The following is a 25,933-nucleotide window of genomic DNA, read 5'->3' as shown; positions in this document are numbered from 1 at the left end:
CTACTATTTAAAGTGGGGGAATAATCATGTCAATTCAGTCTAAGCCAAAATATAAGAAAGGAAATAAACTCAAAAATATGAAATTAACAACAACGATGGTCATCATGACTGTGATTAGTCTAATCGGCTTGTTTACTGTCTTTCTGATTGGAATTTTGGGAATGAACGAAGCAAAAACGGGACAAGGTATCCTCTACAATGACCGTTTCCAGCATCAAACCAATGTTCTTGAATTGAAAAGTAATTTCTATAATATGCGCGCCAATTATACAAAGGTTCTTGATAATGCAGAGTACACCGACAAACAGTACGATCAGGTTCAAAAAGGTAAGAAGAGTATCACGGATGGCTTGAATGAATTTTCAGCAAGAACATTGGATACCAAAGAAAAAGAGATATTTGCAGATTTGGTAGCAAAGATGGATACATATTATCAGGATATTGAGCAAATCATGGATAGCAAAAAGATGTCGGGCACCTACGATAGTGAAGAGAGAGGAAGAATTAACAAAAGCAGTACAGCGATTGTGGAGACGATCACCCTTTTGAGTGCGCATAACGAAGAAGAGTCAGCCAAGCTCTATGCGGATACACAGGAAGTAATTCAGCAGCGAGCATTGGTGCTCGGTTCGGTTCTTTTGCTTTCCCTTGCAGCGCTCATTCTGATTTCATTTGTAATGATTCGCAGTATACGTCAACGAATGAAAGCAATTACCCGTTATTGTGAAGAAATAACAAAAGGCAACTTAACGGCATCCTTGGATCCGCACCTAACACAGGGAAATAATGAGATAAGTGTCATCGCACGAGCTATTCGTACAATGACCGATTCCACAACAAATGTCATTCGTGGTGTAGTTCAGGAATCTCATCATATCAACCAGGTTAGCGATCTTACCAACCAGAATATGGCTGGTCTGAATGAACGAATTCGTGAAGTATCAGCTACAGTTGAAGAGCTCTCTGCTGCAATGGAAGAGGCTTCAGCCCATACGGAAAATATGAATCATTCGGCTGCTGAGATGCAACAGGGAGCCGAATATATATCGGAACAGACATCTAAACAAGCAGAGTCCGCGTATGTGACCAGCACGAAGGCTGAAAAGTTGAAGCAGGAAGCCCGCGAATCGAGCCGAGCAGCCATAGACATGTACGATCATACGAGTAAGAAGATGTCAGAAGCGCTGGAACGTGCAACTGCTGTAGATCAGATTGGTATATTATCTCAATCTATTTTGGATGTTACGGCGCAGACTAATCTGCTTGCACTCAATGCATCCATTGAAGCTGCAAGAGCTGGAGAAGCAGGCAGAGGTTTTGCGGTTGTAGCAAGCGAGATTCGAAAGTTGGCTGATGATTCCAGACAGGCTGCCGATCAAATTCAGCAGGTCACGGAAGAAGTTATGCAGTCTGTAACCAATCTGTCCTCGAATGCCAAAGAATTGCTATCCTTTATGTTCAATCAGGTTGGCAAAGATTATAAATTATTGGAGGATACAGCTGAACAGTATTATGTCGATTCTCTTGATCATGCCAATGCCGTTAAAGATCTCAATGCAACCTCACAACAAGTGACTGCCAATATCAAAATACTAGTGGGCTCCATTCATGAGATTGCATCAGCAAGTGAACAATCCGCCGCATCCAGTCAGGAAATCGCAGGACATATGGTTGCCTCTGCTGCGCAATCTGTGGAAGTAGTTAAACAATCTGATCAAGTCAAGGAGAGTGCATTAAATCTGAATAAGCTGGTTCAAGATTTCAAGATTTAAAAGGAGAGAGTCGCAGATAATCCACTAGGCGCCATGTAAGTGCCTAGTGGATTATTGCTGTCTTCATCCAATACTTACTTTTATAAACTAAGAAACAATAATGTGCGTACTTTTAATTTATACGCATAGGTCCTAAACTAATACTTGAGATGAAGTCACTTTAACATTATTGTTCAACATAAAAAAATATATAAAAGGACGTGGAGCTGCATGGAAGTTACAACAAAGTCAAAGACAAAGGAAGACATCTTAAAGGCATATCATTTCCGGCATGCAACAAAGATATTTGATGATACCCGTAAAATCTCGGATGAGGATTTCCAATTTATATTGGAAACAGGCAGATTATCTCCAAGTTCCATTGGTCTTGAACCGTGGAAGTTTCTGATTGTACAAAATCCGAACCTGCGTAAGCGTCTGTCCGAAGTCTCTTCCGGCGCTCAAAAGCAATTGGCTACAGCAAGCCATTTTGTTGTTATTTTGGCCCGATCAGATGCCAGTTATAATTCTCCTTATGCGGAGTACATGTTGAAGGAAACAAAGGGAATGCCAAATAACGTATTTGAGCTAACAAGTGAGGCTTATGGAAAGTTCCAAAATAATCAGAAAATTCTGGATAATCCAAGATCATTATTTGACTGGGCATCTAAACAAACTTATATTGCACTTGGCAACATGATGACGGCGGCAGCTCAGATCGAGATTGATTCTTGTCCAATCGAAGGTTTCAGCCGTGAGGACGTCCACCGTATTATGGAAGAAGAGGGTTTGCTGGAAAATGGCGCATGGGGCGTCTCTATGATGGCAGCCTTCGGTTATCGGGTAGAGGAGCCCCAACGTGAGAAGTCCCGACAATCCGTTGAGAAAATCACGCAATGGATTAACTGAATTCAGCGTGAATCCAGCATGAATTCAAAAATGATTATCTAAGATCTTACATTACAGATCAGGATCAGAGCAGAATCGAAACAGCCCGATATTTTCCACCTGTTAGAAGCATGGAAAGGGCTGTTTTTCTTTTTATAAAAAAGAACTTGAAAATACATAGATGTCTATGTATAATGAGGTCATGCCTAAATACAACGCAATTGCACTGATTGCAAGAATCAGGGACCATGTCAACAAACGGATTGTACACGAATTGGAACAGCATGAGGTAACAGGGATTGTTCCTTCTCATGGGGATGTATTAATGTTCTTGTACCGGGAAGAGACGCTGTCGATCAAGATGTTGGCTGAACGTGTCCAACGCACGCAACCAACGGTAACAGTACTGGTCAACAAGCTGGAGAAGCTTGGCTATGTTGAACGCAGCAAGAGTGCCGAAGATAGCCGGGTGACGATGATTCGCCTTACTGATCAGGGGAAGCGTCTTGAACCGATCTTCCATCAGGTATCAGAGCAGATTAATGACATCATCTATAGTGGCTTGTCCGATGAACAGTCGGAGCAATTGGAGAGCTTGCTGTCCATGATTGTCCGAAAGTTATAATGAATGAACTCTTCTGTCTGCAACCCTTCCAGATTTGGATGGGGTGGAGGCAGAGGAACCCAAATATTTTTTTAACCAAATGCATAGATGTCTATGTATGTGGAACGTATCAATGTAACCCCATTTTCGCAACCTAACTCAAACCAAACCTGGAGGGATTCACACTATGAAACATCTTATCGTATATGCTCACCCGCACACAGACAGCTTGAATAACGCAATCCTCAATACTGCTGTAGAAGCTCTCGAAGCTCAAGGCCATGAAGTAGTCGTTCGTGACTTATATAAGCTTGGATTCCAACCCGTACTGACTGAAGCAGATACAGCTTCCATGCGCGCAGGACAGACACCACAGGATATCGCTACAGAGCAACAGTTTGTTACAGATGCAGAAGCCATTACATTCATCTATCCGATCTGGTGGACAGGTCTTCCTGCCATTCTGAAAGGGTACGTTGACCGTGTATTCGCCTATGGTTTTGCGTATGCAGCAGGTGAAGCAGGAATCGAGAAATTGCTGACAGGCAAAAAAGGCCTCATTATCAACACCCATGGTACACCAAATGAAATATATGACCAGATCGGCATGACTGCTGGATTGAAAATAACTTCAGACGTAGGTATCTTCGATTTTGTAGGTATTGAAACCGTAGATCATCTGCTCTTTGGTAGTATTGGATACCTGGATGCACCCGCATATCAAGCGATGTTGGATCAGGTTAAACAGACGGTAACGACCAAATTCTAATATAGATGTTGGTTCCCTATAAGGATTCCATATGATACCAGACCGACTCGATCAAGAGTCGGTTTGTTTGTTCATGTGTTTGCAAAATGGATGAAAGGGGGTATAATCGTACCCATGGAACCTATACTTATATTCAAAGCATTATCGAACGAGACACGTAGACAAATCTTGTTGTGGCTCAAAAACCCGGAGCAACACTTTCCACCGCTGGAACTATCACAGCATCCGGATGGTGGCAAGAACGGAATCTGTGTTGGCACGATTCAAGTGAAGGCTGGACTGGCTCAGTCGGTTATATCCAGTTATCTGCTGACTATGCTCAAGGCAGGATTGCTGCTCTCCGAGCGAAGAGGACAATGGACGTATTATCGGCGCAACGAGGAGACAATCCGTCAGTTTGCCGAGTACGTGCAGAACGAGTTATAAGCCGGATGCCGGAACGGAAGCTAGGATGCACATGCACGCAGGGATTCCGTCCGGATGTAAACGGCTAGTTTATCATCACATCACTATATCCAGTTGCGATTTAATTAATCTATATATCTGGATATACAAAAATATAATCATCGAGGAGATTAAACGATAATGACTACAGAAAATACGGCTTCATCCCATAAAGAACACATTAACGACGTTAAGCTTTCCATCTTGGATCTGGCTCCTGTCGTAGTAGGTGCAACACCTGCTGATGCACTGCGCAACAGTCTCGATCTGGCACAGCATGCTGAGCGTTGGGGATATCACCGTTACTGGGTAGCTGAACATCACAACATGCCGGGTATTGCTTCATCCGCAACTTCGGTTGTTATTGGATATCTGGCTGGTGGAACCAAAACGATTCGTCTGGGTTCAGGAGGCATCATGTTGCCTAACCATGCACCGCTTGTCATCGCTGAGCAGTTCGGCACACTGGAATCCTTGTATCCTGGCAGAATTGACCTGGGACTGGGTCGCGCACCAGGTAGTGACCGTCGTACATCGCTTGCACTACGCAAAGATCTGAACAGTGGGGAAGATTTCCCTGAGTTATTGGCAGAACTTAGAGCATACTTTGATGCTTCGGCGACATCTTATCATGCGCCTGTTCGCGCAGTTCCTGGAGAAGGATTGAATATTCCAATTTACCTCTTGGGGTCCAGTGATTTCAGTGCACGTCTGGCAGGTCAGCTGGGATTGCCGTTTGCTTTTGCCAGCCACTTCTCGCCCGATTACACCCGGATTGCATTAGAGACGTATCGAAACAACTTCCAACCATCTGATAGCTTGAAGGAGCCACATGTGATTGTTGGTGTCAACGCTGTTGTTGCGGATACAGACGAGGAAGCAGCATGGCTGGGTACAACGATGCAACAGCAGTTCCTGAACATTATTCGTGGCACAACGGGATTGGTACAGCCTCCGGCAGAGATGGAAGGCAAATGGACGGATCGTGAGAAAGCTGGTGTAGAGCAGACGCTGAAGGCAGCTGTTAATGGTTCACCAGAAACCGTACGTGGGCAGTTGGAATCCTTCATTCGGCAGACACAGGCAGATGAGCTGATTATTACGTCGATGATCTATGATCATAAGGCACGTCTGCATTCCTATGAGTTGATTGCACAATTGGCGGGAAAAGCTTAATCTTCCATTTTCAGCGTTAAAACTGGCTTAATCGTAGGGTATAGCTATAAATTTACGGTTCGTCTCCCAGTGAGGCGAGCCGTTTTTGAATAGGGAGAATTTGCAAATGATTCGTGTGGGGCAGAAGACTCATTTTGGGGTAAAATGACTTTACCGGTTTAATTTGAAACGGTTAATCAGCACCATACGTATAAATCCAGAGTGTTATACATATGTTGGCTTGTACAAGGTATTTTTTTATTCGTGTGTATGGGCATTTATCTAGCTTTATAGTTAAGTTTTGATTAAGGGTCATAAGAGAGGACGACACGCCTATGGAGCAACCTGAGCAACCCCGCGTTTGGCCGGAGCGGTTCAAGCGATTTTTTCTTAACAACAAGTTTGTCCTATTTCTGCTGATTCTGCTGTTGGTGGGACTGAACGTGATGGTTCTGACCAAAGTATCTTTTGTTCTTCATCCGCTCGCAGTACTCATCAAAACCATTGTGCTACCTATTATTCTGTCAGGCATACTCTACTATCTGCTGAATCCGATTGTGGATGTGATGGAAAGATGGAAAATCAAGCGTGGCTGGTCCATTCTGATCCTGTATCTTGCCATCGGAGGCATTCTGACCGTTGTAGTGTTGGCAGTCATTCCGGTTGTGCGGAACCAGATTATGGGGCTGATCGAAAATTTCCCAACATACAGCGAGACGGTAAAACAGCAGTTTGAGGAACTCACGGGCAGCCAACTGTTCGGTCAGTTCCAGGAGACGGTGAATCTGAATTCGCAGGACTGGTGGGGAACAATCTCCCAAAAGGCTACTGAAATTCTGAACTCGACCTGGACCAAATTGGGCGGATTCCTCGGAGCTTTCACGGAGACCGTGCTGTCCATCGTAACGGTTCCGTTCATTCTGTTCTATCTGCTGAAAGACGGCAAGAAGCTGCCAGCGAAAATTCTGTCTTTCCTGCCGATCAAGAGCCGTACGGGCGCAATGCATGTGCTGGAAGACATCAATCACCAGATCAGTTCATTCATTCGTGGACAGATTATCGTCAGCTTCTGCATCGGTATTCTGCTCTATATCGGTTATATGGTCATTGGGCTGGATTATGCACTGATTCTTGCGATTATCGCATCGTTCACGAGTGTTGTTCCTTATCTGGGACCAGCAATTGCAATTACCCCTGCGTTGATCGTGGCCCTGGTTACTTCGCCGGTGATGCTGCTGAAGATGGTTGCCGTATGGACAATCGTGCAGTTAATCGAGGGTAAATTCATCTCACCACAGATCATGGGCAAAACGCTGAAGATTCATCCCATCACGATTATCTTTGTCATTCTGACTTCGGGTAATCTGTTTGGAGTCGTGGGTATTCTGCTCGCTGTTCCAGGATACGCGGTGCTGAAAGTATGTGTATCGCATATCTTCAACTGGTTCAAGGACAGATCCGGCCTGTATGATCCGAACAAAAACAATCTTTTATGACTAAAGTGGCAAGCTCCAATGGATAGTTAATCAGAAGATCTAGTCACTCTGTATCCTGTATAAAACGGTACCCTTACCAAGAAGAACCCCCGTCCATCGGCATACAGCCGAGAGGCGGGGGTTCTTCTGCATGAACAAGCTTGGCTGCTGCCTAGCTGTGTTTAATATGTTGGAGCGTTTGCAGGAAAATCTGCTCAATATGAGCATCATCCAGAGAGTAGTACACGGTCTTGCCTTCCTTGCGTCGCTTGACGATCCGCATGTTGCGGAGTGAACGCAGCTGGTGTGAAATGGCCGACTGTCCCATGTCGAGCAGAACCGTCAGGTCATGAACACATAATTCCTTCTGTAACAGCGCATCAATAATACGTAGACGTGTGGGGTCGCTGAATGCCTTGAACCAATCTGCCATCTCGGAAGACGTCTCCCGATCTATGAGTGAAGTGCGAATCGTCTGCACGTCGGCTTCAGTGCCTGAGCAGGCTGCATCACATTCGCTTGGTGCTTTAACCGGTTGTTCCATTTCCTATCACCGCCTATGTTAACAACTATAGCTCTATTATATCCAAAACCCGCCTAAAGCGAAATGATTACTATTAGCATAATCTGTATGAAAAATCAACAACGATTGTTGACACTCATGTTTAGGCGTGCATATAATAGGGTTAACCAAACATATGAATGAGTGCTCATATATTGAATGTAATTGAAATATAACATCGTTTTTGTACTGCAAAGGGGAGAATTCACATGGGAACCGGACAGGAACAGGTGAAAAGGGAACTGCTGCTTGAGGGACTGGATTGTGCGAACTGCGCTTTGAAGATTGAGAATGGCGTTAAAAAAATTAAAGGCATTAGCGAATGCTCTGTCAATTTTGTTACCAAAACATTATCGCTACACACCACTTCCGATATGGATGAACAGGTAGTGGAAGAAGCAAAGCGCAAAGTGCTTCGGCTGGAGCCGCATATTCGCATTTCGGAAAAAGGAAAACACGTGAACGGACATGTGCACACCCATACAGGGAGTGCAGCTGGTGCGCATAATCACAGTCATGACCATACCGGACATGATCATGGACATTCACATTCATATGGCAAACACTCGCATACTCATGATCACTCAGATTCAGAGGAACACACACATGGTCATGTGCATGAGCATGGAAGTCATGCTGGACATGATCACAGCCATACGCATGATGATGCCCATGCAGGCCATTCGCATGAACATGGTGCAGGACAGACAAAAGTATTACTTGCTCGTCTTGCTGCAGGTTCTGTGCTGCTCGCAGCCGCAATCTGGTCGCCGCTGGAGGGCTGGGCGCAATTTGCTCTCTATGCACTCGCTTATCTGATTGCCGGGGGAGATATTGTGCTCCAGGCGTCCAAAAACATCATCCGCGGCCAGGTGTTCGATGAATACTTCCTGATGTCCGTCGCTACCTTGGGTGCCTTTGCGATTGGAGAGTATCCGGAAGGGGTAGCGGTTATGCTCTTTTATCAGCTCGGGGAGCTGTTTCAGGGTATGGCTGTTAATCGGTCACGCAAGTCGATTCAGTCACTGATGGACATTCGCCCGGATTACGCCAATATCCTGACGGGTTCGGGTGACGAAACCCAACGTGTATCTCCGGAAGACGTACGGATTGGTGATCGTATTGTCGTGAAAGCAGGAGAGCGAGTACCGCTGGATGGTATCGTTAGAGCTGGCCGTTCCATGGTGGACACTTCTGCTCTGACAGGTGAATCGGTACCTCGTGAGCTGGAGCCCGGAAATGATGTACTGAGTGGATTTGTGAACAAGAATGGTATGTTGACGATTGAAGTGACCAAAACGTTTGGTGAATCAACGGTATCCAAAATTTTGGACCTGGTGCAGAACGCAAGCAGCCGGAAAGCGAAAACAGAACATTTTATTAGTAAATTCGCCCGTTATTACACACCGGTTGTTGTTATCCTTGCAGCCGTGATTGCATTTGTTCCGCCGTTGATACTTAGTGGTGCAACATTTGCTGACTGGATCTATCGCGCCTTGGTCTTCCTGGTTATCTCATGCCCCTGTGCGCTGGTGGTCTCTATTCCACTTGGATTCTTTGGTGGTATCGGAGCAGCTTCACGTAACGGGATTCTTGTCAAAGGCAGTAACTACCTTGAAGCATTGAACGATGTGAAAGTCGTTGTTTTTGATAAAACGGGTACACTAACCAAAGGTGTATTCAAAGTAACAGCCATTCGTCCCGAAGGTGGACGTACGGAAGATGAACTGATGGAGCTGGCAGCCATCGCGGAAGCTAATTCCAATCATCCAATTGCTGAATCCATTCGCGCAGCTTGGGCCAAGGCCATTCCCACGCAAGGTGTGGAAGGTTACGACGAAGTTGCCGGACACGGGATCAAGGTGAGTGTGGATGGTCGGGAAGTGCTTGCAGGCAACGCCAAATTAATGGAGAAGGCGGGTATATCCTATACCACACCAGAGACAGCCGGAACGATAGTCCACGTGGCTGAAGCTGGCACATATGTTGGTCATCTGATCATTGCTGATGAAGTGAAGGACGATGCAGCCGCTGCTATTCAGGCGCTGAAGACACTCGGCATCCGCAAAACGGTCATGCTGACAGGTGATGCCAAAGCCGTAGGTGAAGCGGTAGGACGCGAGCTGGGTGTGGATGAGGTCTATGCTGAATTGCTGCCACAGGACAAAGTGGAGCGGCTGGAGAAACTGGAAGCTGCCAAATCTCCGAAGGAGAAAATGGTGTTTGTCGGTGACGGCATCAACGATACACCTGTACTGGCGCGCGCCGATGTGGGCGTGGCCATGGGTGGACTTGGTTCAGATGCTGCGATTGAAGCGGCAGATGTGGTCATTATGACCGATGAACCGTCGAAACTAGCGAGTGCAATCCGCATTGCAAAGCGTACACGAATGATTGTATGGCAAAATATCGCGTTTGCTTTGGGGGTTAAAGCGATCTTCCTGCTACTCGGTGTGTTCGGCATAGCTACCATGTGGGAAGCGGTATTCTCCGATGTGGGTGTCACAGTGCTGGCTGTGCTGAACGCCATGCGTGTACTTCGAGTGAAGAATATCTAAGTTTACGAAACGATCCAGGCGGCTCTTCGTATATACGTAGAGCCGTTTTTATATTTTTTATGTAGATAAGTCTAACCAGACATGTACACGAGAACGGAGAGGACAGAAATAACCTGAAGAAGCGAAACTACATCGGAAGGTTATTCTGTCATCGGAGTGCCAGTGTAGGCAGGTCTATGGAAGACAACAGTGAAGGGGAGAATGTTTTGACAGGAGCAATAGTTGGGATCATCATTGGAGTGTGTTATTTCATTCTGGGGTTCATGGTGTTCAAAAAACCACCGAAAATGATTAACGGGATATATGGGTATCGGACTCCGCGTGCAATGAGTAATCCCGAGTTGTGGGACGAAGCACAAAGTTATAGCGCCAATCTGATGATGCAATTTGGTGTGATTATTACGATATTCGGCATTATCGGTTTCTGGCTTACAGATGTACGAGCGTTGGTGCTGAGTCTGGTGGCTACAGGGTTCTATACGTTCAGACTGTTTACCAGAGTTGAAGGCCGGTTGAAGCAAATGCAACGTGCTCAACAGCAACAGAATGAGCAGAACGTTTAAGGTAATTTGAATGAATAGTGTACAGAGGAAGACCTGCGTGTGAAGCGGGTTTTTTTTTGTTGAGATAGAAAATTGTAAGAGGATTTTAACTTGCTAAGGCTTCATACCTGAAATCTAACGTTGACGTTAACGTTAATATTATATATAATTATGTACATAACATTATAGACATATGGAAGAGGTGAGGGAAATGAGTTTATATAAAATCGACGACGTAGCCAAGGAATGCGGTTTGACCAAGCGAACCATTCGGTATTATGAAGAGATTGGTGTCATGCCTTCACCTCAGCGGACAGATGGCGGTACGCGGTTGTACACTCGGGAGGATATCGATTATCTGAAGAAGGTGGTTCGCGCCAAAGAGGTACTTGGATTCTCCCTTCAGGAGTTACATACCTATGTGGCAACGGCAGATGCCTTGAACGAACAACGTTTTGACTACCAGCAGACGACCGAAGTAAGAGAACGGATCGAGAAACTCACCGCGATGGAAACAACGCTGGATGGTCAGTTGCAACTGATTAAGCAGAAACTTCAGAGCATACATGCCGTACAGACTGAACTGGAAGAGCTGCGTGAACGCGTTCGGAGTGGTATTCAGAAGTTACAGGCACATGATCCGCAGGGTGATGAAGACGGCTAACCGAATTAACATCTAATGTTTAATAACAAAACTGTATACACATAATCGCTACATGGAGTGAGCACCATAGTACCTGTGGCGATCCTGTACAAACACCGGATGTTTCGGTGTCATTTGTGCCGTTTTGTTACCTCTATTCATGAAAATGAACGCGATATTTTCATCGTTTTCACTGCTATTTTCAAATAAAAAGTTTCACCACATAAATTATTCACAGGAGGAATTACGTATGAAAAGAGAGCCATCATTACCGGACGAATTGCCGTCATCACGTGGGGGCTTACTGTCTCAACCGCGAGCGGTATGGGCGGTTGCCTTTGCATGTATCATATCCTTTATGGGTCTGGGTCTGGTTGACCCGATTCTGCCCGCAATTGCAGATCAGCTGCATGCATCGAAAAGCCAGGTGTCACTGCTATTTACCAGTTATAACGCTGTAACCGGGGTAGCGATGTTGATTACAGGGGTCGTATCCAGCCGGATTGGTGTGAAGTGGACGCTGCTTAGCGGTATATTGTTGATTATTATCTTCTCATTCCTCGGCGGTACCTCAGACACGGTAGGTGCACTGGTTGGTTACCGTGGCGGTTGGGGGCTTGGTAATGCCTTGTTCATCGCAACGGCGTTATCTGCCATTGTGGGACTGTCCACGTCGGGGACAGCCAAAGCGATTATTTTGTACGAAGCAGCACTTGGTCTTGGGATTGCGGTTGGACCGCTGCTTGGTGGTGAACTAGGTTCCATCTCTTGGCGTGGCCCGTTCTATGGGGTGGCTGTCCTGATGGCGATTGCCTTTCTAAGCGTTACATTTATGCTGCCCAAAATGGCTAAACCGAAAACACGCAGCTCTTTGTCCGATCCGTTCAAAGCATTAAGTTATCCTTCATTGAAAACATTGGCGATTACCGCCTTCCTGTATAACTTTGGTTTCTTTACCTTGATGGCTTATTCGCCATATGTCATGAATCTGGATGAGCACGGCTTGGGTTATGTATTCTTTGGCTGGGGACTGATGCTGGCAATTACGTCGGTATTCGTCGCACCAAGACTGCAACGCCGATTCGGTTCGGTGCCGTCCATGAGTGTCATGCTTACATTGTTCGCGATTGATCTGGTTGTTATGGCAGTCGGTACTGTGATGGGTTCACCAACTACGGTTATTGTGGCCGTCATTGTAGCAGGGATCTTCCTTGGGATTAACAATACGTTGATTACAACGGCTGTTATGGAAGCTGCACCTGTGGAGCGTTCTGTTGCTTCTGCTGCATACAGCTTTGTTCGTTTCCTGGGTGGTGCACTTGCTCCATGGCTTGCAGGTAAATTGTCCGAGTGGTTCCTGCCGGAAACGCCGTTTTATTTTGGCGCATTAATGGTTCTGATTGGTGTCGTGGTACTGCTGGTACGCCGTCATCATCTGCGGGATATCGATTCCGCCATTACATCTCATTAATTCACAGGAGGAATTGCAATGCTGAAACATATATTGGTTGCTGTTGATGGTTCGGATCATGCGCAGGTGATCCCGTTAATGAGATCTGCCGTGTGGGGCGCGAACGAGATTGTGGAATGATCGTGATGGGTACAGGTGGGAAAGGCATGCTCGCAGAGATGATCGTGGGCAGTGTCAGCCATGGCGTGTTAAAACATGCAGAGTGCCCCGTCCTGACGGTTAAATAGGTTGTGAAATCCTTTATAATGCAATAGCTCAAGATCGCGACAATGGCTCATCAGGTACGTTACAAGCTATGATTGCCGAATATCGTAGTGGGTTGATGGCACGGAAATAGTGTATAAATAGATTAAGTTCAATAGGCTCGAAAAGGATGGAGGATGCAGCATATGAAAAAACAACATCTGTTTATCGGGGGCAAACCGACCGAATCCGTAGATTATAAAATGCTTCAAGCACCATACTCCGGGGAAACGCTGGCAGAAGTCTCTTCGGCTTCAGCCGAGGAAGCGGAGGCTGCCGTTGCAGCTGCGGTTCAAGCCGGGAAGGCAATGCGCCAGATGCCTGCACATCAGCGTGCAGATATTCTGTACAAGTTGTCCTCCATGCTTGAAGAACGCAAAGAAGAAGCAGCGCGAATCATTGCGCTTGAAGCGGCAAAGCCAATTACCGCAGCACTGGCAGAGGTTGACCGGACGGTGGAAACATATCGTTTTGCCGCTGAGGAAGCCAAGCGGCTGACCGGAGAGACGGTTCCGATGGATGCAGCCAAAGGTGGAGAAGGGCGCATCGGATATACGATGCGGCAACCTCTAGGTGTCATCGGTGCGATTACACCGTTTAATTTTCCAATGAACCTGGTAGCCCACAAGGTAGGTCCAGCGCTGGCAGCAGGCAATACGATTGTTCTCAAACCTGCGGAGCAGACGCCTCTGTCTTCCTATTACATCGCTAATCTGCTTCAGGAAGCCGGGTTGCCGGATGGTGTACTGAACGTGGTGAGCGGTGATGGCAAAACGATTGGTGATGTGCTTGTGGAGCACCCCCGTGTTGCTCATATTACGTTTACAGGCAGTCCAGCGGTAGGGACGAGCATTCGTAGCAAAGCAGGACTCAAACGCGTGACATTGGAGCTAGGGTCGAATGCAGCGGTGATCGTGGATAAGGACGCAGATCTGGACAAAGTGATTCCTCGATGTGTGACCGGAGCTTTCACGTATCAGGGACAGGTATGTATCTCGCTACAGCGAATCTACGTACATCGTGACATCACGGAAGAATTCATCCGGCGTTTCGCTGAAGCTGCCAAACAAGTGGTGGTCGGAGACCCGCTGAGCCCGGATACGGTGGTCTCTGCGCTGATTACTTCCAAGGATGTACAGCGTACACTCGATTGGATTGAAGAAGCCAAACAGGCAGGAGCTGAGGTGGTAGCAGGCGGTCAAGCTGAAGGAGGCATTCTGCGTCCAACGGTACTGATTAACGTTCCGCATGATGCCAAGGTATCCTGTCAGGAAGTGTTTGCACCCATCGTTGTGATCAATACGATAGATTCCGTTGAAGAGGGTATTGAACATGTTAACGATTCGATATACGGGCTTCAGGCAGGCGTATTTACAAACGATATCCATACCGCCCTCCATGCTGTCGATCAGATCGAAGCAGGCGGAGTTATGATTAACGATATTCCGACGTTCCGAGTGGATCACATGCCCTATGGCGGGGTGAAACAAAGTGGGATTGGGCGTGAAGGCGTAAAATATGCTGTAGAGGAAATGACGGAATTGAAGTTTGTTATGTTTAATAAAGGGTGATTTTCTTCCATTCTTTACTCAATATACCGTATGCCAATGAAAACATAACCACACACCTCCTGTGCCAGAATAATGGCACAGGTTTTTTTTATATGAAGATCATGGAAAAAGTTTCAAAAATACATGCGGATTCTTCACTGACTGCGGGTTCACATCTGATGAGACGGGTATAACATAGTTAACATACCGCAACATAACTGACTAAACGCCGTTCATATCACCGAAGCATGATGTACCCATCCAGAGCACGAGCGGAATGAAGCGGTACAGCATTGCCGAAAGTCTTATATTCTCTCACTATTCAAATAAAATGCAGTATGAATTAAGCCTGAACTCTGGAGTTGCAGGACAGGCAGGAGGTGTATTCAAATGGCGTATTCCATGGTGGACGTATCGGGAATGTCAGGCGTAAGTCTGAACGAACTGAGCCAGTATGCAGAGACAGGTCTTCTGAATCCGGCCTTTGGGGATGTAGATGAGGACATCTATTATGAAAAGCAGGAATTGCTAAGACTCCAGCAAATCCTTTTCTGTAAGGAAGTGGGTATGAAGGAGAATGAGATTGCCCCGATGCTCCGGGATAATCCCCAGGATGTCATACGCATCATGAAGCAGCATCGGATTGACATGCTGGAGAAGGCACTCCGTCTGCATGGATTGATTCAGACACTGGACAAAACGATCTCTCATTTGCAAGGTGAACAGGAACTTGATGAACATGAGCTGTATATCGGTTTTGTAAATAAGGGGCGTCACCAGTTGCTGAATGAATCGGGTTCTGACCCTGTAGTCAATAATGATATGTACCATGTGCAGACAGAGGGTGTTCAGAGGTCCGACATCCAATCTTCCAATTCATCCACATTACCTGAACATCAGGAGTTGAAGTCAAAAGAAGATTATCTGGATTCCCAGGCGAGAATTGACCAGGTTCATCTGGACTTGCAACAGGCCATTGAGGATGGATTGGAACCCGGTAGTGCAAAAGTACAACGGATTATTGGCAGGCATCTTGAATGGATCAAAGGTTATTATACACCCACCGCTGAGATCTATCGGGATTTGGCCAATCTGTATGTAGAGCATAAAAATTTCCGTCAGATGTATGATGGTTATCACCCGAAATTGGCTGAATTCCTGCGGGATGGGATGATGATTAAAGCGGAACATGATTTATCCTAGATGCATAAAGTAACATGGGCGAGCAAGAACATGGGTGTGAATCATAAAGGATAACAAAGAGCGCAGACCTCTGAGAGGACTGCGCTCTTTGTTATTACGGGTTCTTCATCATCGTGTGTGATGAGACTCCGATCCTCTTGTTCATCATTTCCTAAAGGGGTATGGTTGCTTCCAACTGCTCTGTGAGCAGGCTTACGGCTTTCTCCAGGAAGACGCGGTCTTCGTCGTCAAAACGATTTTTGATCGGGCTGTCGATATCCAGCACCCCGTACAGTTCGCCGTTTTTGATAATCGGTACGACAATCTCACTGTTCGATGCTGCATCACAGGCAATGTGGCCTGGGAAGGCATGAACATCGTCAACGACCAGGGTACGTTTTTCCGCAGCAGATGTGCCACATACACCACGTCCCAATGGAATTCGGATACAGGCAGGCAGTCCTTGGAATGGCCCGAGGACCAGTTCTTTTCCATCATACAGATAGAAGCCGACCCAATTGGTGTCGGTCATAAATACATTGAGCAGCGCAGCAGCGTTCGCCAGATTGGCAATCGCACTAGGTTCATCGCGGATCAGAGCACTTAACTGTCCCAGGACGGCGGTGTGCTGCTCACTTCGTGTTCCTTCATAGGAAACAGCTTGAAACATGGTAAATCACCCTCCCGAGCAAAATGGTACTTATTTTCAAGATAGTGCAGAGGATGCGGTTAGTCAAGCGGAGGATTTCGGAAAGGGAAGGGAATACCTGAAGAATCCTCCTGTTTCTCAGCTTCTTACGTGGGGTAAATACTTAGCAACCACGGAGGGCTATAACCCGGGAAGGAGCTTGGCTTATGCATGCAGAGGTACAGAATCTTTTTGTACGGATTCATCTACTATATTTCGCGCAAAATCAGGATTTGAACGTTAGCGAGGCACTGCCCCTATTGGAAGAACGGGGATATCGCGTTGGAGAACGGGAGATCAAGCAGGAGCTTGAACACCTGACACAGGAGAATTTCCTGACCGCCCACGGGGACCAATGGAGCCTAACCGGGACTGGCATCGAAGAATTCAAGGAAATCACGGCTGTGTTTGGCCGGGTTAGCGATGAATTACTGGGGAAGGGCAAGAAAACGTCCAAAGCTTAAAATTCATTGGACAAGCCATGATTCCGTAATTCACTCAAACTTTGAATTGTTCCATACGTACAACAAGACCGGGAGCGAAATTGGCCCGGTTTTTTGACGTGTGTCCATGACTGAATAGTTGCCATTCGGCGCAGGTTATGATTAGATGACTAGTGAATATTATGGTCTGCGGAGATAGATCGGATCGGAGTGTCTTTATATGTATAAATGCAAAGGAAGAATTCCCGAAATGGAGACTGCGCGGCTTCGTCTGCGTAAAATGCGTCGCCGGGATGCGGCCCAGATGTTCGCATGCTGGTCAGATCGGGAGGTGACCCGTTACATGAATCTTGCGCCCATGATTGGGACAAGCGAAGCGGCAGACATGATTGGACTGCTCAACCAAATGGCAGGAGAAGAGGATGCGATCCGGTGGGGGATCGAACTCAAAGAAACAGGCAAGCTCATTGGCAGCTGTGGCTTTAACACATGGCAGCTTGAAGGCGCATTCCGGGGTGAGATCGGTTATGAGCTAGGACGTGACTATTGGCGCCACGGTTATATGACGGAGGCTTTCTCGGCATTGCTGCCCTTCGGGTATGAGACCATGGGTCTTAATCGAATTGAAGCGCTGGTTGATCCGCGTAATCTGGCTTCCGGCGAGTTCTTGACAAACCGTGGCTTCACGCGAGAAGGGTTGCTACGACAGGTGCAACATACGTCCACTGGATACAAGGATATGGTGATGTATTCGATGCTGTATGATGAGTTCCTTCGTAAGAAAGGTAAATAAAAGAGACAATAGATAATTGCTTTTAAATTACACGTAAACGAAGAAACAGAACAAAGCTGGAGAAGCGAAGCGTTCGCCTTTAAAGCTTTCTGAAAGAAAGCTACATCGGAAGCATACGCTATCACCGGATTTCTCCTTTAGAGAGGAGAAGAAAAAATCTGGGGATAACAGCGGTTGGAAGCTTGTTCTGGTTCGTAGTAGATGTGTAAATTAACGTACCAATTATATAGAGAAACGAAGAGAGAAGGGTTTGTGTGAATGCAACTGGAGGTTTAAAGCGCAGTTTCATCTTGACGGGGCTGCTGCTCGCGACATTTCTGTCAGCGATTGAAGGCACCGTAATTGGTCCGGCAGGGCCGACCATTGTCAGTGAGCTGGGGAGTGTACAGTTGCTGAGCTGGATTTTCACCGCATATCTGTTAACGATGGCTGTGAGTACGCCCATTTTCGGCAAAATCAGTGACTTGTATGGACGAAAGCCTGTATTTCTGATTGGCTGTGCCTTATTTTTACTGGGTTCACTCTTGTGCTGTCTGTCGCAGAACATGGAGCAGTTGATTATTTTTCGTGCTATTCAAGGGATTGGTGCGGGTGCGGTAGTTCCTGTTACATTTACGATTATTGGGGATATCTACGCCATTGAAGAACGTGGCAAAATCCAGGGCTGGATTAGCTCCGTGTGGGGTATTTCCTCTCTGGCTGGACCGCTGCTTGGCGGTTATTTTGTTGATAATCTGGGCTGGCAGTGGATCTTTGGTTTTAATGTGCCGTTTGGTCTGCTTGCGATGTGGTTTGTATTTCGTTATCTGAAGGAAGATATCTCGCCGCGTACGGCCAAAATTGATTATGTCGGTGCACTGACCTTCACGGTGGGCATTACGGCGTTGTTGTTCGTCCTGTCGGCGGGTGGGCAGTATTATGCCTGGAGTTCTCCGTTGATTGTTGTGCTGAGTGTGGTCGCCGCTCTGTTTATCATTTTATTTTTCGTGGTGGAAAAAAGAGCTCAGGCCCCAATGGTTCCACTACATTTGTTCCGAATACGGGACATCCGTGTGGCGAATATCGCCGGACTGCTGACCAGTACTTTGATGATCGGCCTGACCAGTTATTTGCCGCTCTGGGTGCAGGGGGTTCGGGGAGGTAATGCGACGGAATCCGGGCTGCTGCTCGCGCCGATGTCAGTGGGCTGGCTCATTGGTAGTGTGATGGCAGGCCGCCTATTGATGAAAATTGGATCACGTATGACCGCATTGATTGGATTAACCGGAATTGCGATCGGGTCGGGTGGACTCTTTCTGGTGGGTGGGACATCCCCACAGGCTGTGCTATTTATATTGACCTTTATTTATGGTCTCGGCTTCGGATTTGCGTTTACGATCTTCACCATTATTGCGCAGTCTTCTGTAGGGTATAAGGAGCGTGGCTCCTCAACCGCGCTGCATACGTTCATGCGTACATTGGGACAGACGATTGGTGCAGCGGCTTTTGGTACCTGGTTGAACTATCGGATCTCCACGTTATCGAATGAACAGAATCTGGCGGAGGCTGGAATATCGGAGAATGATCTGAATGAACTGCTCGCACCACATACGGATGCAGCGCTATCGGATGATAAATGGGCATTGCTGCGTAACGTGCTGGAAGGAAGCCTGCATTCCCTGTTTGTCATTATGTTTGTCATTGCACTGGTCTCGTGGGTAACGACGCTTGCTCTACGCAAACGTTTAATTGTACCCGAAGATGCAGATGCTCCACCGCAGCCACAAGGCTCAAAGTAAAAGTGGATGTATACGAAAAACCGGATTCGCCGATGTCAGGCAAATCCGGTTTTTTTTGTTGGCACATGTGCAGTGGACTAGAGTGCATCTTCCAACTCAGGCAAGTGATATCTTATTTGACCTTCTGCTCCTCTTTTTAAATTGTAAGGAACATGAGACACGTTATTTCCCGAAATCACCTGAAAACACGTTGTATAAGGCTGTTTATTCAAAGATAGCGTGTGTCAGATTCTTTAAAATGCTCCGAGTACTTCAAACCCCTGAATAAGACGTCACAGGTTCGTTAGCGCTCCCGCTTCATATCTGCTCCAGAACATTCAGTTACGTTATGGCTTTCGGCAGGTTTGAGGATACGCTCTAGCTGCTTGCTGATAAACGGTCTGCGGAATGTGCAAGCCTTCCCAAGAGTTCGGACAGCAATTCCTTGTCTTCCTCGCTCAGTCCGCTGACCGCACGATCAATCTTCAACGCATAGCCTGGATAGATGTCATCCATGGTACGCTGTCCTTCTTCGGTCAATTCCACAAAGATGATACGTCTGTCTTGCGGACAATGTTTGCGGTGTAACAATCCTTTTTGCTCCAGCTTATCGATCACATAGGTCACATTACCACTTTGCAGCAGAAGTTGTGCGCCAACCTGTTGAATCGGCTGAGCTCCTTTCATATATAACACTTCGAGCACCCCGTATGCGGTGGGGTTGAAGCCATGCACTTTGCTTCCGGATACAGCGTGTTCATTCACGCTCTTGAATGTCTGGGCCAAGGTGCGGTACAGATGAAGTGAACGTTCGGTTCCGATTTCTTGTAATTCCAGCATGCTGATCCCGCCTTTTCAGATTAGTTTTATAAGTTGAAATGATGAAGAGGGGTCCTCTCCGTTATGCTGTTCATGTAAAAGAGTATTTCAACTTATATAAGTTGGTTAGTTATGTTTGACGATTCAGGTTGTCGCCATGGTTTAATTGTAAACTTCTATTTCTACGAAAAACATGCGATATGTCACAAGATTTGCATTTTTAGCATTTAAAATTTGATCATTCATCATGCTGAAAAATCATCCTTCAGATGTCGCTTTTTCTCCGCCTCTGGCAGGAGGTCGAGTCAAGGGCTGCTCTATATAATGAGTTCATACTATGAATTGGAAGATAATGGAGGAGAAGAAGGATGACAAGTGATTTAACGTTTGAAGGACAACGACCACTGAAGAATAACCGATCTTTTGTAACATTGATGGTGGCACAGGCCATTTCCAATCTGGGTGATTGGCTGCATCTGCTCGCAATACTGACCCTCGTGGGTATCCGCTGGAATGCAACGCCATGGGAGATTACATTTGTCACACTTTCCGCAGCAATACCCATTCTGTTAACAGGGCCATTCGCAGGCACACTTGCAGATCGCCTGAACCGAAAATGGCTGATGATTGTAGCCGATGGTGCACGGATCATCATCGTGGGTGCGTTAATTTTTGCTGACCAGATCTGGCACATCTACATACTGCTGGTCCTCAAATCCCTGTTCGATGTCATGTTCTCTCCGGCCAAAAACGGAAAGCTGAAGGAGATTGTACCTCACGAACAACTTGCGCAAGCTGTATCCATCAGCTCGATCATTGAACAGATGTCCAAAATTATTGGTCCAGCGCTTGGTGGACTGCTGGTAGCCGCTTTTGGCATCACCTGGTGTTTTGTTATCGATTCAGCGTCTTTTTTGATCTCCGGCATCATTTTATTGTGGATTCCTGGAACTCGGGTGATCCAATCTGCAATTCATAACGTAACAGAAGTAGAGGAAGAGACAGCTGGGGGTGTTCGTAACCGCTCAAAAGGCTCTTTTTGGAAGGAAACACAGGAGGGCATTCGCATGCTCGCATCTCTCCCTCACGTAGGAACGTCTCTGATTTTGCTTGCTTCAGCCATACTTTTTCTGCAATTTGCCGATTCACAGACTGTGGTGTTATTCAGACAACTTCCCGGAATTTCAAGTGATCTACTGGGATGGTGCGTGGCAGCAAGTGGTGTAGGTACATTAATTGCAGCGATGAGTGTACGGAAGTGGAAGCATGCAGGGCATATTTTGAAAATGGGTCTGGGTACCATACTCATGGGTCTGGTTATCGGCGGAGCCGGAGTTATTGTTGGGGTTTGGCCGCACGCCGGGCTAGGTGCCAATCTGTTGTTAGTATCCCTCTTTGCCCTGGCAGGTGTCGGAATTGGGTTTGCGATTGTACCCTTTCAGATCCTGTTGCAGGAACAGACACCTGAGGCGATGACAGGCAGGGTATTTGGAACGGTAGGCAGCGCGATGACTGCCAGTAATATTATGGGCCCGGTGGTAGGCGGATTTATGGTCACCTCATTTGGTGTAGTGCCGGCTTTTGTCTGTTCAGGCATTTTGATGACCCTGCTTGGTTTGATTTATTTGATGAAACGCAATGGGGAAAAAGCCGATCTGAATGGTTCCATTGCAGCCAAAACAATGATTGCAGGCGACTAAAAACAGGCCGGATCTGCTCAGGTTAGAACAGTTGAAATGAAGGTTTGAATTTACTTCAAATTTTAAGTTTTTGATTAAAAAGCGTTTGAGTAAACGCCTTCACGTTTAATGAGGAACAGGCAGAAATCCCTGTATTCTAATTATTCCTAGGGGAAAACTCATATGCCTTGTCCCACCAACGCATTTGCGGAAAGGGGGTGAAGCAACTTGAATGTAAAGTTACCAAAATCGATTGTACGTCTGGGAAGCATACCACTGGTTATACTCGCCGGGACTTTGATGCTGGGGTTTGGAACGTCACAAGTGTATGCGGATGATGCTCAGGTATCTTCGGATAAACCGTCCAGCGGATTGTCGCTGAATTTGTTTTCACGTGATTCGGATGGCGGGTTGAACCTGACTCCGTCGGTATCGGTATCCACACCACTACTGAATGTTGAAGTTCCGTCGATCAAAGCGAATGAATCGACAGGTAAGCTGAGTGTATCTGAGCTGAAAGTAGATACAACGCTTGGATCGGCCGGAACATCAGAGATTGGGATTGATGCGAAGAAGGGAACCGTCGAACTGCCGTCTGTACAGGCGGATACACCGGTGATCAAAGCCGATGTATCAAGCAGTCAGGTGAACCTCAACGAAGGTACTGCTTCCTTGCCTGGTGTTACCGCAGAGGTACCCGAGGTGATCAAGGCAGAGACGTCTGCTGTGAAAACAGACCTTCGGCAGGGCAAGGTTGAATTACCTTCGGTTAAGGTGGATGTGCCTGAGGTTACTTCCATCAATATCTCTTCATCCCGAGTGGATCTGAGTAAGAGAAATGTCCAGCTTCCTTCTGTGAGAGCAGAAGTTCCAGTTGTAGACGTGACCGCTGAACTCAATCCTGATCAGGAAAAGGTGGATATTCCAAGTGTGAAGCCGGAACCGCCTGTAGTCACTCCGGAAAAGCCGACGGTTGTCAAAACACCGAATGTTGAAACTTCCAATACGAGTGCACTCGCAGATCCTGTTTCACCACAGAACACCGAGGAAGGACAGGACGCAGTACAGGTTACGGGCAAAGTGGTGGAGGTCACCACGGAACCAGAAGTAAGTCCAGAACAACCTGCTGTCCCGCAGGCATTGCCTGTGGAAGGAACCAATCTGACGCAGGATTCCGATGTTAATGCAGGTTTGCCAGATAACGAGTTATTCCTCGTAGATCAGACATCTGCTGAACCAGCTTTCACTGAACAAGTGCAGAGTAACCAGGAAGCCAATCTGAAACAAGATGATGCTGATGCAACATCTCCATTGCAGCCTCGCACAGAACGACCAACCAGTTGGTCTGTTGCAGCAACTTCTCCCGGAGTAGCTAATGCTTCAGCAGGGACAAGCTCCGGTTCGTCCGGTGTAACTGGAGGTGGAGCAACCGCTCCAGCCGCTGCACTTCCGGGAGCAACAACGGGTCTGGTTACGCCAGATTACGATTATGCCTTCCGAATGGAACGGCTCGATGGGTTCAGTCAATGGTCACAGGCACCGCCTGGGCGGCCACCGCAATATACCTCTTTCTCTTAGGCAACAATGGCGTTAATTCAACCAAAATTGAGAAGGAGTGTATATCATCATGAAAAAAGTGAATCGTTGGGTAAAATTGTCGGTATTGTCGGGTACGTTGGTGGCTGGATTGCTGGGGGCTTCGCAGGCAACTTACGCAGATAGCTATAGCAATAACAGCAGTGGTAATCTGGATCTAAATGCAGGTTTGCGCCTGGAGCTGGGATCTCTTCTGTCAGGACACCGTGACACAGGTCACGAGAACTATGGTAGTTACGGAGGTTCATCCAGTGCAACTGGAGCATTGAATCTGGATCTTGGCCTTAACGCCGGCTTATCTTCCGAGAGTATGAACCGTTACAATGATCGTTCTTCCGACCACACAGTTGAGCGTAGTAATTCTGGCAAGCTGGGCCTTGGCCTGAATGCCAATGTGTTGGGAGAAGGTACAACGATGAGCGACTATTCACGAGGCGGCGATGATCGGAACGTAAACAGCAGCTATGAGAGTGAAAGTCGTGGAGCGCTGGGTCTCGGTCTGAACGTAAATGCCGAAGGGGAGAGTGCAACGATGGCTCAATCCGAACGCACTAACAGCGTGAAAGACGGTGAGCGTAACACGAACAGTAGCTACGTGAGCGAAAGCCGCGGCGCACTGGATCTGGGTCTGAACGTAAATGCCGAAGGGGAGAGTGCAACGATGGCTCAATCCGAACGCACTAACAGCGTTAATGATCGTGAGCGTACCGTGAACAGCAACTACGCAAACGAAAGCCGTGGCGCATTGGATCTGGGTCTGAACGCGAAAGCCGAAGGAGAGAGTGCAACGATGGCTCAATCCGAACGCAACAACAGCGTGAAAGACAGCGAGCGTACTGTGAACAGCAACTACGCAAACGAAAGCCGTGGCGCATTGGATCTGGGTCTGAACGCGAAAGCCGAAGGAAAGAGTGCAACAATGGCTCAATCCGAACGTACTAACAGCGTGAAAGACAGTGAGCGTAACGTGAACAGTAGCTACGCGAGCGAAAGTCGTGGCGCACTGGATCTGGGTCTGAACGTGAATGCCGAAGGAGAGAGTGCAACGATGGCTCAATCTGAACGCACTAACAGCGTGAAAGACAGCGAGCGTACCGTGAACAGTAGCTACGCGAGCGAAAGTCGTGGCGCACTGGATCTGGGTCTGAACGTGAATGCCGAAGGAGAGAGAGCAACAATGGCTCAATCCGAACGCACTAACAGCGTGAAAGACGGTGAACGTAACGTGAACAGTAGCTACGCGAGCGAAAGCCGCGGCGCACTGGATCTGGGTCTGAACGCGAAAGCGGAAGGAGAGAGTGCAACAGTAGCTCAATCCGAACGCAACAATAGCGTGAACAGCAGTTATGCAAACGAAAGTCGTGGCGCTTTGGATCTGGATCTGGATCTGAATGTGAATGCAGATGCAGAGAGTGAAACTACTTCTGTGGTGGAGACAAATCGGTAATATGAGATTTTCATTGTAATATGAAGAAGCAGGGGATCCGGAACCCCTGCTTCTTTTTTGCATTTATAAGACATATGAGCTAGCGTTCTTCTGAATGTTCTTCTAATAAGCGTACTATCTTTTCAAATGTATACTCGCCTTCGGCAATCTTGACCATAAATTCAACGGCATATTTACGTTCCATCTGCAAATGGTAGCCATTCACTCGCAGAAAGGACTTGGTTACAAGATAAGCTGTACGTTTATTTCCGTTATAGAAACAGTGGTTTTTAACCAATGACTCTAATAAGGCAGTAGCTTTATCAAATATGGAAGGGTAGGCATCCTCTCCAAACAAACTTTGGAGAGGTCTATTTATCGCAGAATCCAACAAAGCAGAATCCTTAACCCCAGCTTGTGCTGTATCATTCATCTTCTTCATCATAAAATGGTGAGCGGCTACTACTTCTTCAATGGTAAGGAATATGGTCATCTTAACGATCCCTTAAATCATTAAGGATATCCTCATCTTCTTCGAAAACGTCGAAGAAAGCTTCCAGTACTTCGGGTCTTACATTTTCGGGTATTTTCATTTGTTTAACCTTTTTTAGTACAATTTCTCCCTGACTGTTTTCAATAAATTCAATCTCATCGCCCTGAGAAACATGGAGCTTATCAATTAAAACCTTGGGCAAGCTAATGCCCAAGCTGTTTCCCATTTTGCCTATTTTGCGAGAAAGAATTTTTCTTTTGGAATGCTCTTCTTTCATCTGAGCCCCACCATTCATGATATATTCCTCCTATAGTATGATCCAACTTATGAAAGTAATACATTTGTATGTATTAATGTTAGTATGTAATAACATTATAACATGGTTTGTACTTCAAAATGCTC

25 protein-coding genes are annotated in these 25,933 nt (G+C 46.8%); 20 read left to right on the top strand and 5 right to left on the bottom strand.

What is annotated here, in order from left to right:
- Positions 1 to 26: 26 nt before the first annotated feature.
- From ACE04G_RS25945 to ACE04G_RS25915, 7 genes are all read left to right on the top strand, one after another.
- The gene (locus tag ACE04G_RS25945; RefSeq protein WP_449005445.1) at positions 27 to 1,772 is read left to right on the top strand and encodes a methyl-accepting chemotaxis protein; all 1,746 of its coding nucleotides are present in this window, start codon (positions 27 to 29) and stop codon (positions 1,770 to 1,772) included.
- A gap of 210 nt (positions 1,773 to 1,982) precedes the next feature.
- Complete coding sequence (locus tag ACE04G_RS25940; RefSeq protein WP_339306708.1) at positions 1,983 to 2,660, top strand: NAD(P)H-dependent oxidoreductase; 678 nt, start codon at positions 1,983 to 1,985, stop codon at positions 2,658 to 2,660.
- 181 nt (positions 2,661 to 2,841) lie between these two features.
- On the top strand, positions 2,842 to 3,264 hold the full coding sequence (locus ACE04G_RS25935; RefSeq protein ID WP_221825675.1) for a MarR family winged helix-turn-helix transcriptional regulator: 423 nt from the start codon (positions 2,842 to 2,844) through the stop codon (positions 3,262 to 3,264).
- A 166-nt stretch (positions 3,265 to 3,430) separates the two neighbouring features.
- The gene (locus tag ACE04G_RS25930) at positions 3,431 to 4,012 is read left to right on the top strand and encodes an NAD(P)H-dependent oxidoreductase (RefSeq protein WP_221825658.1); all 582 of its coding nucleotides are present in this window, start codon (positions 3,431 to 3,433) and stop codon (positions 4,010 to 4,012) included.
- 114 nt (positions 4,013 to 4,126) lie between these two features.
- Complete coding sequence (locus ACE04G_RS25925) at positions 4,127 to 4,438, top strand: ArsR/SmtB family transcription factor (protein ID WP_036668255.1); 312 nt, start codon at positions 4,127 to 4,129, stop codon at positions 4,436 to 4,438.
- A gap of 159 nt (positions 4,439 to 4,597) precedes the next feature.
- The gene (locus ACE04G_RS25920) at positions 4,598 to 5,632 is read left to right on the top strand and encodes an LLM class flavin-dependent oxidoreductase (RefSeq protein ID WP_051449565.1); all 1,035 of its coding nucleotides are present in this window, start codon (positions 4,598 to 4,600) and stop codon (positions 5,630 to 5,632) included.
- Between the two features lie 314 nt (positions 5,633 to 5,946).
- Positions 5,947 to 7,107: an AI-2E family transporter gene (locus ACE04G_RS25915; RefSeq protein WP_047841385.1), complete on the top strand. Its 1,161-nt coding sequence runs from the start codon at positions 5,947 to 5,949 to the stop codon at positions 7,105 to 7,107.
- 151 nt (positions 7,108 to 7,258) lie between these two features.
- On the opposite strand, the gene ACE04G_RS25910 is transcribed toward ACE04G_RS25915, so the two are convergent.
- Positions 7,259 to 7,630 carry an ArsR/SmtB family transcription factor gene (locus ACE04G_RS25910; RefSeq protein ID WP_036614212.1) on the bottom strand — a complete coding sequence of 124 codons (372 nt, stop codon included), beginning with the start codon at positions 7,628 to 7,630 and terminating at the stop codon, positions 7,259 to 7,261.
- Between the two features lie 227 nt (positions 7,631 to 7,857).
- Between ACE04G_RS25910 and ACE04G_RS25905 the strand changes: the two genes are divergently transcribed.
- The 7 genes from ACE04G_RS25905 (at position 7,858) to ACE04G_RS25875 (ending at position 15,858) form a co-directional block, all read left to right on the top strand.
- A complete protein-coding gene (locus ACE04G_RS25905) occupies positions 7,858 to 10,206 on the top strand; it encodes a heavy metal translocating P-type ATPase (RefSeq protein WP_449005444.1) in 2,349 nt (782 codons plus the stop codon).
- Positions 10,207 to 10,412: 206 nt separating this feature from the next.
- Positions 10,413 to 10,769 carry an SdpI family protein gene (locus tag ACE04G_RS25900; RefSeq protein WP_339181680.1) on the top strand — a complete coding sequence of 119 codons (357 nt, stop codon included), beginning with the start codon at positions 10,413 to 10,415 and terminating at the stop codon, positions 10,767 to 10,769.
- A gap of 190 nt (positions 10,770 to 10,959) precedes the next feature.
- Positions 10,960 to 11,412: a helix-turn-helix domain-containing protein gene (locus ACE04G_RS25895; protein ID WP_449005443.1), complete on the top strand. Its 453-nt coding sequence runs from the start codon at positions 10,960 to 10,962 to the stop codon at positions 11,410 to 11,412.
- Between the two features lie 229 nt (positions 11,413 to 11,641).
- On the top strand, positions 11,642 to 12,862 hold the full coding sequence (locus ACE04G_RS25890; RefSeq protein ID WP_405131340.1) for an MFS transporter: 1,221 nt from the start codon (positions 11,642 to 11,644) through the stop codon (positions 12,860 to 12,862).
- A 116-nt stretch (positions 12,863 to 12,978) separates the two neighbouring features.
- Positions 12,979 to 13,089 carry a universal stress protein gene (locus tag ACE04G_RS25885; protein WP_405131341.1) on the top strand — a complete coding sequence of 37 codons (111 nt, stop codon included), beginning with the start codon at positions 12,979 to 12,981 and terminating at the stop codon, positions 13,087 to 13,089.
- Positions 13,090 to 13,251: 162 nt separating this feature from the next.
- On the top strand, positions 13,252 to 14,676 hold the full coding sequence (locus tag ACE04G_RS25880) for an aldehyde dehydrogenase family protein (protein ID WP_449005442.1): 1,425 nt from the start codon (positions 13,252 to 13,254) through the stop codon (positions 14,674 to 14,676).
- Between the two features lie 369 nt (positions 14,677 to 15,045).
- Positions 15,046 to 15,858 (top strand): MerR family transcriptional regulator, encoded by an 813-nt coding sequence (locus ACE04G_RS25875; RefSeq protein ID WP_221825645.1) that lies wholly within the window; start codon positions 15,046 to 15,048, stop codon positions 15,856 to 15,858.
- A gap of 151 nt (positions 15,859 to 16,009) precedes the next feature.
- Here the strand turns inward: ACE04G_RS25875 and ACE04G_RS25870 are convergent, their stop codons facing one another.
- A complete protein-coding gene (locus tag ACE04G_RS25870) occupies positions 16,010 to 16,507 on the bottom strand; it encodes a GAF domain-containing protein (RefSeq protein WP_036614172.1) in 498 nt (165 codons plus the stop codon).
- A 185-nt stretch (positions 16,508 to 16,692) separates the two neighbouring features.
- Between ACE04G_RS25870 and ACE04G_RS25865 the strand changes: the two genes are divergently transcribed.
- The 3 genes from ACE04G_RS25865 (at position 16,693) to ACE04G_RS25855 (ending at position 19,539) form a co-directional block, all read left to right on the top strand.
- On the top strand, positions 16,693 to 16,989 hold the full coding sequence (locus ACE04G_RS25865; protein WP_036614170.1) for a hypothetical protein: 297 nt from the start codon (positions 16,693 to 16,695) through the stop codon (positions 16,987 to 16,989).
- Between the two features lie 199 nt (positions 16,990 to 17,188).
- Positions 17,189 to 17,761, top strand: a complete 573-nt coding sequence (locus tag ACE04G_RS25860; protein ID WP_076254763.1) for a GNAT family N-acetyltransferase — start codon at positions 17,189 to 17,191, stop codon at positions 17,759 to 17,761.
- A gap of 254 nt (positions 17,762 to 18,015) precedes the next feature.
- On the top strand, positions 18,016 to 19,539 hold the full coding sequence (locus ACE04G_RS25855) for an MDR family MFS transporter (protein WP_221825640.1): 1,524 nt from the start codon (positions 18,016 to 18,018) through the stop codon (positions 19,537 to 19,539).
- 357 nt (positions 19,540 to 19,896) lie between these two features.
- Here ACE04G_RS25855 and ACE04G_RS25850 read toward each other — a convergent pair whose 3' ends face one another.
- Complete coding sequence (locus ACE04G_RS25850) at positions 19,897 to 20,358, bottom strand: MarR family winged helix-turn-helix transcriptional regulator (RefSeq protein WP_017690799.1); 462 nt, start codon at positions 20,356 to 20,358, stop codon at positions 19,897 to 19,899.
- A gap of 347 nt (positions 20,359 to 20,705) precedes the next feature.
- On the opposite strand from ACE04G_RS25850, the gene ACE04G_RS25845 reads away from it, so the two are divergent.
- From ACE04G_RS25845 to ACE04G_RS25835, 3 genes are all read left to right on the top strand, one after another.
- The gene (locus ACE04G_RS25845) at positions 20,706 to 22,037 is read left to right on the top strand and encodes an MFS transporter (protein ID WP_449005441.1); all 1,332 of its coding nucleotides are present in this window, start codon (positions 20,706 to 20,708) and stop codon (positions 22,035 to 22,037) included.
- A 207-nt stretch (positions 22,038 to 22,244) separates the two neighbouring features.
- Positions 22,245 to 23,594 (top strand): hypothetical protein, encoded by a 1,350-nt coding sequence (locus tag ACE04G_RS25840; protein ID WP_221825637.1) that lies wholly within the window; start codon positions 22,245 to 22,247, stop codon positions 23,592 to 23,594.
- Positions 23,595 to 23,643: 49 nt separating this feature from the next.
- Positions 23,644 to 25,059 carry a hypothetical protein gene (locus tag ACE04G_RS25835; RefSeq protein WP_339306716.1) on the top strand — a complete coding sequence of 472 codons (1,416 nt, stop codon included), beginning with the start codon at positions 23,644 to 23,646 and terminating at the stop codon, positions 25,057 to 25,059.
- A 79-nt stretch (positions 25,060 to 25,138) separates the two neighbouring features.
- Here the strand turns inward: ACE04G_RS25835 and ACE04G_RS25830 are convergent, their stop codons facing one another.
- Positions 25,139 to 25,531, bottom strand: coding sequence for a type II toxin-antitoxin system death-on-curing family toxin (locus ACE04G_RS25830; protein ID WP_221818669.1), 393 nt, complete (start codon positions 25,529 to 25,531; stop codon positions 25,139 to 25,141).
- Position 25,532: 1 nt separating this feature from the next.
- Complete coding sequence (locus ACE04G_RS25825) at positions 25,533 to 25,826, bottom strand: AbrB/MazE/SpoVT family DNA-binding domain-containing protein (protein WP_105405851.1); 294 nt, start codon at positions 25,824 to 25,826, stop codon at positions 25,533 to 25,535.
- Positions 25,827 to 25,933: the final 107 nt, after the last annotated feature.

The organism is Paenibacillus sp. AGC31 (assembly GCF_057334655.1).
Note: the sequence above shows the minus strand (reverse complement) of the source record. Positions and strands in the feature narration are given on the sequence as shown.

Coding starts and splice junctions, on each gene's coding strand:
- ACE04G_RS25895 (WP_449005443.1), top strand. CDS start 10,960: ATGAGTTTATATAAAATCGACGACGTAGCCAAGGAATGCGGTTTGACC.
- ACE04G_RS25835 (WP_339306716.1), top strand. CDS start 23,644: ATGAAAAAAGTGAATCGTTGGGTAAAATTGTCGGTATTGTCGGGTACG.
- ACE04G_RS25875 (WP_221825645.1), top strand. CDS start 15,046: ATGGCGTATTCCATGGTGGACGTATCGGGAATGTCAGGCGTAAGTCTG.
- ACE04G_RS25860 (WP_076254763.1), top strand. CDS start 17,189: ATGTATAAATGCAAAGGAAGAATTCCCGAAATGGAGACTGCGCGGCTT.
- ACE04G_RS25825 (WP_105405851.1), bottom strand. CDS start 25,826: ATGAATGGTGGGGCTCAGATGAAAGAAGAGCATTCCAAAAGAAAAATT.
- ACE04G_RS25930 (WP_221825658.1), top strand. CDS start 3,431: ATGAAACATCTTATCGTATATGCTCACCCGCACACAGACAGCTTGAAT.
- ACE04G_RS25920 (WP_051449565.1), top strand. CDS start 4,598: ATGACTACAGAAAATACGGCTTCATCCCATAAAGAACACATTAACGAC.
- ACE04G_RS25940 (WP_339306708.1), top strand. CDS start 1,983: ATGGAAGTTACAACAAAGTCAAAGACAAAGGAAGACATCTTAAAGGCA.
- ACE04G_RS25905 (WP_449005444.1), top strand. CDS start 7,858: ATGGGAACCGGACAGGAACAGGTGAAAAGGGAACTGCTGCTTGAGGGA.
- ACE04G_RS25935 (WP_221825675.1), top strand. CDS start 2,842: ATGCCTAAATACAACGCAATTGCACTGATTGCAAGAATCAGGGACCAT.
- ACE04G_RS25845 (WP_449005441.1), top strand. CDS start 20,706: ATGACAAGTGATTTAACGTTTGAAGGACAACGACCACTGAAGAATAAC.
- ACE04G_RS25945 (WP_449005445.1), top strand. CDS start 27: ATGTCAATTCAGTCTAAGCCAAAATATAAGAAAGGAAATAAACTCAAA.
- ACE04G_RS25880 (WP_449005442.1), top strand. CDS start 13,252: ATGAAAAAACAACATCTGTTTATCGGGGGCAAACCGACCGAATCCGTA.
- ACE04G_RS25870 (WP_036614172.1), bottom strand. CDS start 16,507: ATGTTTCAAGCTGTTTCCTATGAAGGAACACGAAGTGAGCAGCACACC.
- ACE04G_RS25865 (WP_036614170.1), top strand. CDS start 16,693: ATGCATGCAGAGGTACAGAATCTTTTTGTACGGATTCATCTACTATAT.
- ACE04G_RS25830 (WP_221818669.1), bottom strand. CDS start 25,531: ATGACCATATTCCTTACCATTGAAGAAGTAGTAGCCGCTCACCATTTT.
- ACE04G_RS25890 (WP_405131340.1), top strand. CDS start 11,642: ATGAAAAGAGAGCCATCATTACCGGACGAATTGCCGTCATCACGTGGG.
- ACE04G_RS25910 (WP_036614212.1), bottom strand. CDS start 7,630: ATGGAACAACCGGTTAAAGCACCAAGCGAATGTGATGCAGCCTGCTCA.
- ACE04G_RS25925 (WP_036668255.1), top strand. CDS start 4,127: ATGGAACCTATACTTATATTCAAAGCATTATCGAACGAGACACGTAGA.
- ACE04G_RS25915 (WP_047841385.1), top strand. CDS start 5,947: ATGGAGCAACCTGAGCAACCCCGCGTTTGGCCGGAGCGGTTCAAGCGA.
- ACE04G_RS25885 (WP_405131341.1), top strand. CDS start 12,979: ATGATCGTGATGGGTACAGGTGGGAAAGGCATGCTCGCAGAGATGATC.
- ACE04G_RS25850 (WP_017690799.1), bottom strand. CDS start 20,358: ATGCTGGAATTACAAGAAATCGGAACCGAACGTTCACTTCATCTGTAC.